The organism is Pseudomonas sp. HTZ2 (assembly GCF_033173945.1).
In the GTDB taxonomy this organism is placed as follows: domain Bacteria; phylum Pseudomonadota; class Gammaproteobacteria; order Pseudomonadales; family Pseudomonadaceae; genus Aquipseudomonas; species Aquipseudomonas guariconensis.
In genome coordinates this window covers 4,841,339-4,853,629 of the sequence record NZ_CP137332.1, presented here as the reverse complement: position 1 = coordinate 4,853,629, position 12,291 = coordinate 4,841,339, and the positions used below count along the sequence as shown (strand labels likewise).

Below are 12,291 nucleotides of genomic sequence, written 5' to 3'. Positions count from 1 at the left end.
CAAGAATCCTTAATACGCGATGACATGGCTCAAAGGACTGTTTCATCAGTGAAACAGCCCTTGCCCCTCACGCCTGCGCGGTACGAGGCAGATTACGCACCACGTTCAGCCCCGCGCTGCTTTGCGCCACCGGCATGATCTCGATGGTGTTGATGTTCACATGCGCCGGTTGGGCTGCGATCCAGGCTACGGTGGCGGCGATGTCCTCGGGCAGAAGCGCCTCGACGTCGCGGTACAGCGCTTCCACGGCGTCCAGGTCGCCCTTGAGTCGAACCACCGAGAAGTCGGTACCCGAACACAGGCCCGGCTCGATGTTGCTCACCCGTACCCGGGTGCCGGCGAGGTCGGCGCGCAGGTTGAGGCTGAACTGTCGGACGAATGCCTTGCTGGCGCCATACACGTTACCGCCCGGGTACGGATAGGTGCCGGCGATGGAGCCGATATTGACGATCAGGCCGCTGTCGGCCTCGACCATGCGGGGGAGGATTTTATGTGTGACCATCGTCAGGCCGGTGATGTTGGTGTCGATCATCCGCTGCCAGTTCTCGGCACTGGCCTGCTGCGCCCGATCAATGCCCAGCGCCAGCCCGGCATTGTTGACCAGCACATCGATGTTCAACGAGGCCTTGCCGATCCACTCGACAGCCGCGTCCACCGAGGCCGGATCAGTGACATCCAGCGCCAGCGGGATGAACGAGTCGCCCAGTTCGCTCTCGAGCTCCTTGAGTTTGTCCATGCGCCGAGCGCCACCGATGACCCGGTAGCCCTCTGCGACCAGCGTACGGCAGATGGCGCGGCCAAAGCCTGCGGAAGCGCCAGTTACAAATGCGGTTTTCATAAGGATCTCCAGAGGTCGAACATCAGGTCAGGTGCTTGTTACGGCGAGATTACATCGATCCAATGATGGTAATCAGGAAAATATCATCGATTCAATTACTTTATTTCCTTGATCTTACCAATTCGCACAACCCTTTGATTGATAAGTAATTATTGTCTGTATATGCGAAAATCAAGTGACTTCATGTAATGGACTTGGGGAGTAATTCACCTTGATTACACCCCTATTACATTCATGCTAGGCTTGCCCGCTCACCCTATACTGGTGCCATTTCATGTGGGTTCCTCATTACAGCGCCCTGACGCAACCGGTTTACCTGATGATCGCCGATGCCCTTGAACAGGACATTGCCAGCGGGAAGCTGGTAGCCGGCGACCGATTGCCGACGCTCAAGGACTTGGCCGAGCGCCTGAGCGTGACGCCAGGCACCATTGGCCGGGCTTATGATGAGGCGGCCAAGCGGGGTCTGGTGATCGGCGAAGTAGGACGCGGCACCTTTGTACGCGCCTCAAAAGCCCCTGCTGCCCCGGCAACTCGCAGCACGGGCATCAGCAATGAAAACGGCCAGATCGATTTGTCGATCATCAAGCCAAACGACGCCCACATGACACAGTGGTTGCGCGGCTCGCTCCACGAGCTGGCCGACGCCGCCGACCTGATCCAGGCGCTCGATTACGTCACCGACGGTGGTCATGCCGTCCACAAGGAAGCGGGCGCGGCCTGGATCAGGCGCTGGCTGCCGGATGCCAGCTGGCAGCAGGTGGTCTTGACCTCCGGCGCCCAGCACGGCCTGTTGGTCGCCCTCAGCAGCCTGTCGAAAACCGACGATGTGATTCTGTGCGAATCCTTCTGCTACCCCGGTATCATTTCCTTGGCCCACAGCCTGGGCCGGCGCCTTCAGGGCGTGGCCGTGGATGAGCATGGCCTGATTCCTGAGGCGCTGCGCGCCGCCTGCCTCGAGCATCGCCCTACCCTGCTGGTTTGTGTAACTACACACCAGAACCCGACCAACTCGATCATGCCCCACGCCCGGCGTGAGGCCATCGCCGCTATTGCCCGCGAGTTCGACCTGGTCATCATCGATGACGACATCTACGGATTCCTGGCGCCGACGTCCAGCTACAAGCCCCTGGCCGCCTATGCACCGGAGCGTTCCATTTACCTGACCAGCCTGTCCAAGAGCGTGTTGCCGGCGCTGCGCATCGGTTATCTGTATGCACCGCCACACATGTTGTCGCGCTTGTCCTCGATGGTGCGCAGCAGCGTCTGGATGCCCTCGCCCTTGATGGCCCAGCTCGCCAGCAACTTGATCAACAGCGGCAGGGCGGACCAACTGTTAAGAACCCAGCAGGAGGAAGCCGCCGCACGCCAGCAGATGGCCAAGAACATCCTCGGCAAGTACTCGATCCGCAGCCAACCCCACAGTTTCCATCTCTGGCTCGAACTCCCAGCCCCTTGGACCAGCGATGAATTCGCCCACCTGGCACGCAGCAACGGCGTAACTGTCGTCAGCGGTAGCCAGTTCCTGCCTCAACGCAGCGACGCGCCCAACGGCGTGCGCATTGCGCTGATGGCCCCCACCCGGGACGAGCTCGCCTTTGCGCTGACCAAACTGGCCAGCTTGCTGGACTCACCAGAGCCACGGTTGTTCTATTGACCCCGTTTTAGAGCGCGCATGAAAAAGCCGCAGCCAGTTGCCTGGCTGCGGCTTTTTTTCGAGTACTGATCGGGCAGCGATCCGTTAGAACGGAATATCGTCGTCGAAGCTGTCGAAGTCAGCGGCCGGTTGCGGAGCTGGCTGCTGTGGCGCAGGACGCTGTGGAGCCTGCTGTGGACGCGGAGCCTGCTGGCGTGGCGCCTGGTTGTACTGCTGCTGGCCACCACCTTGGTTGTAGTTGCCACCACCTTGGTTGTACGGGTCGCCGCCCTGTTGCTGGTTCTGCGGACGACCGCCCAGCAGCTGCATGGTGCCCTGCATGTCGACGATGATTTCGGTGGTGTAGCGCTTGATGCCGTCTTTTTCCCACTCGCGGGTCTGCAGCTTGCCCTCGATGTACACCTGGGAACCTTTGCGCAGGTATTCGCCAGCGATTTCGGCGACTTTGCCGAACATGGCAACACGGTGCCACTCGGTGCGCTCGACTTTCTGGCCGGACTGCTTGTCGGTCCACTGCTCGCTGGTGGCCAGGCTCAGGTTGGTCACGGCGTTACCGTTGGGCAGGTAGCGGACTTCGGGATCCTGACCGCAAGTGCCGACCAGAATGACTTTGTTAACCCCACGGGCCATAACGTTCTCCTAGGCTTCGCACGCCGAAGACGCTGGGTTCACCAGACGCTCAAGGGTCGCACGGTCCAAAATTTTCGTATCCAGTTTGATATAGACGGCGGCTTCTTCCGCCACCACTACGGCGTCGGTCACACCCGGCACAGCCAGCAGGCGCTCGGTCAGCCCGGCTTCCCGGACACCTTCAGGCGACAGCGGCATGCGCAGGCTGGTTACATACGGCGGCTCGTTCATGCTCAATGCCGTGGCCAACCAGACGGCGCACAGCCCTGCGCAACCGAGGAACACCATGCCCAGACCACCGTGCTGGAACAACCAGCCACCGATGATTCCTCCCAGTGCGGCGCCTAGGAACTGACTGGTGGAATATACCCCCATGGCCGTCCCTTTGCCGCCTGCGGGCGACACTTTGCTCACCAGCGAAGGCAGCGATGCCTCCAGCAGGTTGAATGCCGTAAAGAATACCACGGTGCCGATCACCAGTCCGCGCAAGTTGTCAGCCCACTGCCAGAAGAACACCTCGACCATCAGCAGCACACTGACCGCGCCGAGCAACACCCGTTTCATCTTGCGCTTCTTCTCGCCATAGATGATGAAGGGGATCATTGCAAAAAATGAAACGAGCAACGCGGTCAGGTACACCCACCAATGCTGCTCTTTCGGCAGGCCGCCACGCTCGACGAAGGCCAAGGGCAGCGCGACGAAGCTGGCCATGAGGATGGCGTGGAGGATGAAGATGCTCACATCCAGGCGCAGAAGGTCCGGATGACGCAGCGTCGGGCCGAGCGCCTTGCGGGCCACGCCCGACTCTCGGTGCTGCAGGGCACTGTGTGCGCTAGGCACGACGAAGGCGATGAGCACGATACCCACCAGGGCAAGTCCTGCCGTGGCAAGGAACAATCCTGACAGGCCGAAGGCACGAGTCAGCAACGGGCCGACGACCATGGCAACCGCGAACGACAGGCCGATGCTCATGCCGATCATGGCCATTGCTTTGGTGCGGTGCTGTTCACGGGTCAGGTCGGACAACAGCGCCATGACGGCGGCCGAAATCGCCCCGGCACCTTGCAGGATGCGACCGGCGATCACGCCCCAGATGGAGTCCGCCTGGGCCGCCAGCAAACTGCCGAGCGCAAACACCACCAATCCGAGGTAAATGACCGGACGGCGGCCGATGCGATCGGAAATCATCCCGAACGGGATCTGCAAGACAGCCTGAGTCAGGCCATAGGCCCCGATGGCCAGGCCAATCAGCGCCGGCGTGGCACCGGCCAGGTCCATGCCGTAGGTCGCCAGCACCGGCAGGACCATGAACATGCCCAGCATACGAAAGGCAAAGACCAGGGCCAGGCCGCCAGCAGCGCGGGTTTCGCTGCCACTCATGCGCTCGTTGTGCGTGTCGTGCATGGAATAACCTCGTGTGAACCGGCGGCGATTCTATCAGTCCGACAGCGTAACAGCATCTACGCGACGCTTTGCCGCGTACTGGCAGCGCGCCTTATACTCCCTTGTTTATGCCCGCCGAGCGAGGCCGCAGTGGACAAGATCCTGATTCGTGGGGCACGTACCCACAACCTGAAGAACATCGACCTGACCCTGCCCCGGGACAAGCTGATCGTGATCACCGGCTTGTCCGGCTCCGGCAAGTCGTCCCTGGCGTTCGATACCCTCTACGCCGAGGGCCAGCGGCGCTATGTGGAATCCCTGTCGGCCTATGCCCGGCAGTTCCTGTCGATGATGGAAAAACCTGACGTCGATACCATCGAAGGCCTGTCGCCGGCCATCTCCATCGAACAGAAGTCGACCTCCCACAACCCACGCTCCACTGTCGGCACCATCACCGAGATCTACGATTACCTGCGCCTGCTCTATGCCCGCGTCGGCACGCCACGCTGCCCGGACCACGACATTCCGCTGGAGGCGCAAACGATCAGCCAGATGGTCGACCTGGTGCTCGAGCGCCCGGAAGGCACCAAACTGATGCTGCTGGCGCCGGTAGTGCGCGAACGCAAGGGCGAGCATCTGGCGGTGTTCGACGAACTGCGCGCCCAGGGGTTCGTGCGCGCCCGAGTCAACGGCAAGCTCTACGAGCTGGACGAGCTGCCCAAGCTGGATAAACAGAAAAAGCACAGCATTGATGTGGTGGTGGACCGCTTCAAGGTCCGCGAAGACTTGCAGCAGCGCCTGGCGGAGTCGTTCGAAACGGCCTTGAAGCTGGCCGACGGCATCGCCTTGGTAGCGCCGATGGACGACGAGACAGGAGAAGAGATGATCTTCTCCGCGCGCTTCGCCTGCCCGGTGTGCGGGCATGCCATCAGCGAGCTCGAGCCGAAGCTGTTCTCCTTCAACAACCCGGCCGGCGCTTGCCCGACCTGCGACGGCCTGGGGGTCAAGCAGTTCTTCGACACCAAGCGCCTGGTCAACACTGAACTGACCCTGGCCGAGGGCGCCATTCGTGGCTGGGATCGGCGCAACGTCTATTACTTCCAGATGCTCGGCTCCCTGGCGGCACACTACGGTTTCAGTCTCGAACTGCCATTCGGTGAGCTGTCGGCCGAGCACCAGAAAGTCATTCTGCACGGCAGTGGCAAGCAAAGCGTCGACTTCAAGTACCTCAACGACCGTGGCGACATCGTCAAGCGCTCGCACCCGTTCGAGGGCATCGTGCCCAACCTGGAGCGGCGTTACCGCGAGACCGAATCAGCCACTGTGCGCGAAGAGCTGGCCAAGTACCTGGGCACCCAACCCTGCCCGGACTGCCGCGGCACTCGCCTGCGTCGTGAAGCGCGTCACGTGTGGGTGGGCGAGAAGACCTTGCCGGCCGTCACCAACCTACCGATCGGCGAAGCCAGCGACTACTTCAGCGACCTGACCCTGACAGGCCGACGCGGCGAAATCGCGGCGAAGATCCTCAAGGAGATTTGCGAGCGACTGCAGTTCTTGGTCAACGTCGGCCTCGACTACCTCACCTTGGACCGCAGCGCCGAGACCCTCTCCGGCGGCGAAGCCCAGCGCATCCGCCTGGCCAGCCAGATCGGCGCTGGCCTGGTGGGGGTGATGTACATTCTCGACGAACCCTCCATTGGCCTGCACCAGCGCGACAACGACCGCTTGCTGGCGACCCTCAATCACCTGCGGGACCTTGGCAATACCGTGATTGTGGTGGAGCACGACGAGGACGCGATCCGTCTAGCCGACTATGTGGTGGACATCGGCCCTGGCGCGGGCGTGCACGGAGGGAAGATCGTCGCGGAAGGCTCGCCTGAGGAAGTCATGGCTCACCCCGACTCGCTCACAGGCAAATACCTGTCCGGGCGCAAGAAAATCGTCGTGCCGGCCAAGCGCACCCCCCGCGACAAGAAGCTTGCCCTCAAGCTCAAAGGCGCCCGCGGGAACAACCTGCAAAACGTTGATCTCGAAGTGCCGATCGGCCTGCTGACCTGCGTCACCGGGGTTTCCGGCTCGGGCAAATCGACACTGATCAACAATACTCTGTTCCCACTGGCGGCCACGGCCCTCAATGGCGCCAGCAGCCTGGAAGCGGCTGCTCATACCAGCCTCGACGGCCTGCAACACCTGGACAAGGTGGTCGATATCGACCAGAGCCCCATCGGCCGCACGCCGCGCTCCAACCCGGCGACCTACACCGGTATCTTCACCCCGATCCGCGAGCTGTTCGCCGGCGTGCCGGAGTCGCGCGCCCGCGGCTATGGCCCAGGGCGCTTCTCGTTCAACGTCAAGGGTGGTCGCTGCGAAGCCTGCCAGGGCGATGGTCTGATCAAGGTGGAAATGCATTTCCTGCCGGACATCTATGTGCCGTGCGATGTGTGCAAGAGCAAGCGCTACAACCGCGAGACGCTGGAGATCAAGTACAAGGGCAAGAACATCCACGAGGTCCTGGAAATGACCATCGAGGACGCCCGTGAATTCTTCGACGCGGTCCCCGCCCTGGCGCGCAAGCTGCAAACGCTGATGGATGTCGGGCTTTCCTACATCAAGCTCGGGCAATCGGCTACAACGCTATCCGGCGGCGAAGCGCAGCGGGTCAAGCTGTCCCGAGAGCTGTCCAAGCGCGACACCGGCAAGACGCTCTACATCCTCGACGAGCCGACCACGGGCCTGCACTTCGCTGACATCCAGCAACTGCTCGATGTGCTGCACCGCTTGCGCGATCACGGCAACACCGTGGTGGTGATCGAGCACAACCTGGATGTGATCAAGACCGCCGACTGGCTTGTGGACCTTGGTCCGGAGGGAGGCTCGAAGGGCGGGCAAATCATCGCCTGCGGTACGCCTGAAGAACTGGCCGAGATGAAACAGTCCTATACCGGCCATTACCTCAAGCCGCTGCTGGAGCGTGACCGAGTGTGACGAAAAAAGCCCCTGACATGTTGATGCCAGGGGCTTTGCTTGGCGCCACCTCCTCGCGGAAGGCGTGGGGCATTACATCTGCGACTGCAGGTAGTTCTCCAGGCCGATCGCTTTGATCAGGCCTTGCTGTTTCTCCAGCCAATAGGTGTGATCTTCTTCAGTATCGGCCAGTTGCGCACGCAGAATGTCGCGACTGATGTAGTCCTTGTGCAGCTCGCACAATTCGATGCCTTTGCACAGTGCGGCACGCACCTTGTACTCGAGCTTCAAATCGGCCTCGATCATCTCCGGCACGGTGCTGCCGACCTCCAGATCGTCGGCGCGCATGTCGGGCGTACCTTCGAGCATGAGGATCCGACGCATCAGAGCATCGGCGTGCTGCGTCTCCTCTTCCATCTCGTGGTTGATACGCTCGTAGAGCTTGGTCAGGCCCCAATCTTCATACATGCGAGAGTGGATGAAGTATTGATCGCGTGCTGCCAGTTCGCCCTTCAGCAACGTGACGAGGTAGTTGATTACGTCCGGGTGACCTTGCATCGCCCTGCTTCTCCCTGTGAAAACGGCTTATGGCTCATAGTTTGAACCAGGATTTGTCTACGGTCACGGACAAAGGCGCAATTAGAAGCAAAAAATCGGTTAAACAGTAGTGATATTCATTGAAAAACCGCCCAAATGAGGGCGGTTCTTCTTATCACTTCGACTTAGGCGAGATTGACGCCCAGAGCCTTTGCAACGCCCTCGCCATAGGCAGGATCCGCCTTGAAGAAGTACTGCAACTGACGTTGCACTACATCATCGCTAACCCCCGCCATCGCCCCGGCGATATTGCTGATGAGCAGTGCCTTTTGCTCGTCACTCATCAAGCGGAACAGTGCACCGGCGTGACTGTAGTAGTCCGTGTCTTCACGGTGATCATAGCGATCAGCGGCGCCCTGCAGGGCCAGTGCCGGCTCGGCGTGACGCGAAGACTGTTTGGGCGCATCACTGTAGCTGTTGGGCTCGTAGTTCGGCGCACTGCCATAGTTACCGAAGGCCATCGCGCCATCGCGCTGGTAGCTGTGCACAGGGCAACGCGGCGCATTGACTGGCAGCTGCTGATGGTTGGTGCCAACGCGATAGCGGTGCGCATCGGCATAGGCGAACACGCGCCCTTGCAGCATCCGATCCGGCGAGAGGCCCACACCTGGGACCATGTTGCTCGGGCCAAAGGCGGCCTGCTCGACTTCAGCGAAATAGTTGAGCGGGTTACGGTTGAGCTCCAACACACCAACTTCGATGAGCGGGTATTCCTTCTGCGACCAAGTCTTGGTCACATCAAAGGGGTTTTCCTCCCGAGCTGCTGCCTCTGCCTCGCTCATCACTTGGATGCATACAGTCCAGCGCGGGTAATCACCACGCTCGATGGCCTCGAACAGGTCACGCTGAGCGTAGTCCGGGTCTGTACCTGCCAAACGGGCGGCCTCGACGGGCGACAGGTTCTTGATGCCTTGCTGGGTCTTGAAGTGCCACTTGACCCAAGTGCGCTCGCCCTTGGCGTTGATCAGGCTGTAGGTATGACTGCCAAAACCGTGCATGTGGCGGTAGCCATCCGGAATGCCTCGATCAGAGAACAGAATGGTGACCTGGTGCAGCGCCTCCGGCGAATGAGACCAGAAGTCCCACATCATTTGGGCATTCTTCAAATTGGACTGCGGGTGCCGCTTTTGGGTATGGATGAAGTCCGGGAATTTCAGCGGATCGCGAATGAAGAATACAGGTGTGTTGTTGCCAACGATGTCCCAATTGCCTTCCTCGGTATAGAACTTCACTGCAAAGCCACGCGGATCACGCTCGGTGTCCGCAGAGCCGCGCTCTCCGCCTACGGTGGAGAAACGCAGGAAGGTCTCTGTTTCCTTGCCGATACGCTCGAATAGCTTGGCGCTGGTGTATTGGGTGATATCGCGGGTGACAGTGAAGGTACCGTATGCGCCAGAGCCCTTGGCGTGTACACGGCGTTCCGGGATGTTCTCCCGGTTGAAGTGGGCGAGTTTCTCGATCAGATGAAAATCATCGAGCAACAGCGGGCCGCGCGGCCCGGCCGAACGGGAATTCTGGTTGTCTGCTACTGGGGCACCGCTGGCGGTGGTGAGAATCTTGCTCATGGGCTCTCCTTATCAGTTTTTAGCTGCCGCTGATCGGCGTGCTGACAAGTATGGGCAACCCTGGTTACAAGAACTAATTCATTGATTGATTCACATCAATAGAAATTGATAATCCTCGCAAGCACAAAAAACCGGGCGCTAGGCCCGGTTTCTTGTAGCAGACTGACGTCTTACTCGGCGGCTTCTACAGCACCACCGACCGGACGATCAACCAGCTCGACGTACGCCATAGGCGCGTTGTCGCCAGCGCGGAAACCGCACTTCAGGATACGCAGGTAGCCGCCCTGACGGGTGGCGTAGCGCTTGCCCAGATCGTTGAACAGCTTGCCAACGGCAGCTTTCGAACGAGTACGGTCGAAAGCCAGACGGCGGTTGGCGACGCTGTCTTCCTTGGCCAGGGTGATCAGCGGCTCGGCAACGCGGCGCAGTTCCTTGGCTTTCGGCAGGGTGGTTTTGATCAGCTCGTGCTCGATCAACGACACTGCCATGTTCTGGAACATAGCCTTGCGGTGAGAGCTGGTACGGCTCAGGTGACGTCCACTTTTACGATGACGCATGATTCATTCCTTACCAAACACTACGTTCGGTGATTACGACGATCAGGCGGTCGCCTTGTCGTCTTTCTTAAGACTTGCAGGCGGCCAGTTGTCGAGGCGCATGCCGAGAGACAGACCACGAGAGGCCAGGACGTCCTTGATTTCAGTCAGGGACTTCTTGCCCAGGTTAGGAGTCTTCAACAGCTCTACTTCGGTACGCTGAATCAGGTCGCCGATGTAGTAGATGTTCTCCGCCTTGAGGCAGTTGGCCGAACGTACGGTCAGTTCCAGATCGTCAACCGGACGCAGCAGGATCGGATCGATCTCGTCTTCCTGCTCGACTACAACAGGCTCGCTGTCACCTTTGAGGTCGACGAACGCGGCCAGCTGCTGTTGCAGGATGGTCGCGGCGCGGCGGATAGCCTCTTCAGGGTCCAGGGTGCCGTTGGTTTCCAGATCGATGACCAGCTTGTCCAGGTTGGTACGCTGCTCAACACGGGCGTTCTCGACCACATAGGCGATACGACGCACCGGGCTGAACGAAGCGTCCAACTGCAGACGGCCGATGCTGCGGCTTTCGTCTTCGTCGGTCTGACGGGAGTCGGCCGGCTCGTAACCGCGACCACGAGCTACGGTGAGCTTCATGTTCAGGGCGCCGTTGGACGCCAGGTTCGCGATTACGTGATCGGGATTGACGATCTCGACATCGTGATCCAGCTGAATATCGGCAGCGGTAACCACCCCCGAACCCTTTTTCGACAAGGTCAGCGTAACTTCGTCACGACCGTGCAGCTTGATAGCCAGGCCTTTGAGGTTCAACAGGATTTCAATGACATCTTCCTGTACACCTTCGATCGCGGAGTACTCGTGGAGTACGCCATCGATCTCGGCCTCGACTACTGCACAGCCAGGCATGGAGGACAACAGGATGCGGCGCAGCGCGTTGCCCAGGGTATGGCCGAAACCACGCTCGAGAGGCTCGAGCGTGATCTTGGCGCGGGTCGGACTGACAACCTGCACATCAATGTGGCGGGGTGTCAGGAACTCATTTACCGAAATCTGCATGGATGCACCTATTTTCTAGCCCTTACTTGGAGTAGAGCTCGACAATCAGGTTTTCGTTGATGTCGGCGGACAGGTCGCTGCGAGCAGGAACGTTCTTGAAAACGCCCGACTTCTTGGCAGCATCCACGTCAACCCACTCAACGCGGCCACGCTGGGCGCACAGTTCAAGGGCTTGAACAATGCGCAGCTGGTTCTGCGACTTCTCGCGAACCGCGACCACGTCACCCGGACGAACTTGGTAGGATGGAATGTTTACGGTCTTGCCGTTGACGCTGATTGCCTTGTGCGAAACCAGCTGACGCGATTCCGAACGAGTGGAACCGAAGCCCATACGGTAGACAACGTTGTCCAGACGGCACTCGAGCAGTTGCAGCAGGTTTTCACCGGTAGCGCCTTTTTTCGAGGCAGCAGTCTGGTAGTAACCGCGGAACTGACGCTCCAGTACACCGTAGATACGACGAACTTTTTGCTTCTCGCGCAGCTGGGTACCGTAGTCGGACTGACGGCCACGGCGCTGACCGTGGATACCTGGGGCTGCTTCGATGTTGCACTTCGATTCCAGAGCGCGAACGCCGCTCTTCAGGAACAGGTCGGTGCCTTCACGACGAGACAGTTTGCATTTTGGACCAATGTAACGTGCCATTTATCTGTCTCCTGATTACACGCGACGCTTCTTCGGCGGACGGCACCCGTTGTGCGGGATTGGCGTCACGTCGGTGATGCTGGCGATCTTGTAGCCGCAGCTGTTCAGTGCACGAACGGCGGACTCACGACCTGGACCTGGACCCTTGACGTTGACGTCGAGGTTCTTCAGGCCATATTCCAGCGCAGCTTGACCAGCACGCTCAGCAGCGATCTGGGCTGCGAACGGGGTGGATTTGCGCGAACCACGGAAACCCGAACCACCGGAAGTAGCCCAGGACAGTGCGTTGCCCTGACGGTCGGTGATGGTCACGATGGTGTTGTTGAAAGACGCATGGATGTGGGCGATGCCATCAACCACTGTCTTTTTGACTTTCTTACGAGGACGAGCAGCAGGTTTTGCCATGTCTATAT

The 12,291-nt window shown here is 59.9% G+C and carries 11 protein-coding genes; 2 read left to right on the top strand and 9 right to left on the bottom strand.

Annotation, left to right across the window (positions count from 1 at the left end; all coding sequences use genetic code 11):
* Positions 1-67 precede the first annotated feature (67 nt).
* Complete coding sequence (locus R6G97_RS22610) at positions 68-838, bottom strand: SDR family NAD(P)-dependent oxidoreductase (protein ID WP_182816575.1); 771 nt, start codon at positions 836-838, stop codon at positions 68-70.
* 274 nt (positions 839-1,112) lie between these two features.
* Here R6G97_RS22610 and R6G97_RS22605 point away from each other — a divergent pair, with 274 nt between their 5' ends.
* Positions 1,113-2,495: an aminotransferase-like domain-containing protein gene (locus tag R6G97_RS22605; protein ID WP_182816577.1), complete on the top strand. Its 1,383-nt coding sequence runs from the start codon at positions 1,113-1,115 to the stop codon at positions 2,493-2,495.
* 84 nt (positions 2,496-2,579) lie between these two features.
* On the opposite strand, the gene R6G97_RS22600 is transcribed toward R6G97_RS22605, so the two are convergent.
* Both R6G97_RS22600 and R6G97_RS22595 read right to left on the bottom strand, forming a co-directional pair.
* Positions 2,580-3,125 (bottom strand): single-stranded DNA-binding protein, encoded by a 546-nt coding sequence (locus R6G97_RS22600; protein ID WP_043210277.1) that lies wholly within the window; start codon positions 3,123-3,125, stop codon positions 2,580-2,582.
* A gap of 9 nt (positions 3,126-3,134) precedes the next feature.
* Positions 3,135-4,529 (bottom strand): MFS transporter, encoded by a 1,395-nt coding sequence (locus tag R6G97_RS22595; protein WP_317847542.1) that lies wholly within the window; start codon positions 4,527-4,529, stop codon positions 3,135-3,137.
* A 129-nt stretch (positions 4,530-4,658) separates the two neighbouring features.
* Between R6G97_RS22595 and uvrA the strand changes: the two genes are divergently transcribed.
* The gene (gene uvrA / locus R6G97_RS22590) at positions 4,659-7,493 is read left to right on the top strand and encodes an excinuclease ABC subunit UvrA (RefSeq protein WP_043210283.1); all 2,835 of its coding nucleotides are present in this window, start codon (positions 4,659-4,661) and stop codon (positions 7,491-7,493) included.
* 72 nt (positions 7,494-7,565) lie between these two features.
* Here the strand turns inward: uvrA and bfr are convergent, their stop codons facing one another.
* The 6 genes from bfr to rpsK form a co-directional block, all read right to left on the bottom strand.
* Positions 7,566-8,030 (bottom strand): bacterioferritin, encoded by a 465-nt coding sequence (gene bfr, locus R6G97_RS22585; protein WP_028690240.1) that lies wholly within the window; start codon positions 8,028-8,030, stop codon positions 7,566-7,568.
* A gap of 164 nt (positions 8,031-8,194) precedes the next feature.
* Complete coding sequence (locus tag R6G97_RS22580; protein ID WP_043210287.1) at positions 8,195-9,634, bottom strand: catalase; 1,440 nt, start codon at positions 9,632-9,634, stop codon at positions 8,195-8,197.
* Between the two features lie 170 nt (positions 9,635-9,804).
* Positions 9,805-10,191: a 50S ribosomal protein L17 gene (gene rplQ / locus R6G97_RS22575; protein WP_043210290.1), complete on the bottom strand. Its 387-nt coding sequence runs from the start codon at positions 10,189-10,191 to the stop codon at positions 9,805-9,807.
* Positions 10,192-10,233: 42 nt separating this feature from the next.
* Positions 10,234-11,235 carry a DNA-directed RNA polymerase subunit alpha gene (locus R6G97_RS22570; RefSeq protein ID WP_003255452.1) on the bottom strand — a complete coding sequence of 334 codons (1,002 nt, stop codon included), beginning with the start codon at positions 11,233-11,235 and terminating at the stop codon, positions 10,234-10,236.
* A 22-nt stretch (positions 11,236-11,257) separates the two neighbouring features.
* The gene (gene rpsD / locus R6G97_RS22565) at positions 11,258-11,878 is read right to left on the bottom strand and encodes a 30S ribosomal protein S4 (RefSeq protein WP_043210292.1); all 621 of its coding nucleotides are present in this window, start codon (positions 11,876-11,878) and stop codon (positions 11,258-11,260) included.
* Positions 11,879-11,893: 15 nt separating this feature from the next.
* Positions 11,894-12,283, bottom strand: a complete 390-nt coding sequence (gene rpsK, locus R6G97_RS22560; RefSeq protein ID WP_003255454.1) for a 30S ribosomal protein S11 — start codon at positions 12,281-12,283, stop codon at positions 11,894-11,896.
* Positions 12,284-12,291 lie beyond the last annotated feature (8 nt).

Coding starts and splice junctions, on each gene's coding strand:
- R6G97_RS22610 (WP_182816575.1), bottom strand. CDS start 838: ATGAAAACCGCATTTGTAACTGGCGCTTCCGCAGGCTTTGGCCGCGCC.
- R6G97_RS22605 (WP_182816577.1), top strand. CDS start 1,113: ATGTGGGTTCCTCATTACAGCGCCCTGACGCAACCGGTTTACCTGATG.
- R6G97_RS22600 (WP_043210277.1), bottom strand. CDS start 3,125: ATGGCCCGTGGGGTTAACAAAGTCATTCTGGTCGGCACTTGCGGTCAG.
- R6G97_RS22595 (WP_317847542.1), bottom strand. CDS start 4,529: ATGCACGACACGCACAACGAGCGCATGAGTGGCAGCGAAACCCGCGCT.
- bfr (WP_028690240.1), bottom strand. CDS start 8,030: ATGCAAGGTCACCCGGACGTAATCAACTACCTCGTCACGTTGCTGAAG.
- R6G97_RS22580 (WP_043210287.1), bottom strand. CDS start 9,634: ATGAGCAAGATTCTCACCACCGCCAGCGGTGCCCCAGTAGCAGACAAC.
- rplQ (WP_043210290.1), bottom strand. CDS start 10,191: ATGCGTCATCGTAAAAGTGGACGTCACCTGAGCCGTACCAGCTCTCAC.
- R6G97_RS22570 (WP_003255452.1), bottom strand. CDS start 11,235: ATGCAGATTTCGGTAAATGAGTTCCTGACACCCCGCCACATTGATGTG.
- rpsD (WP_043210292.1), bottom strand. CDS start 11,878: ATGGCACGTTACATTGGTCCAAAATGCAAACTGTCTCGTCGTGAAGGC.
- rpsK (WP_003255454.1), bottom strand. CDS start 12,283: ATGGCAAAACCTGCTGCTCGTCCTCGTAAGAAAGTCAAAAAGACAGTG.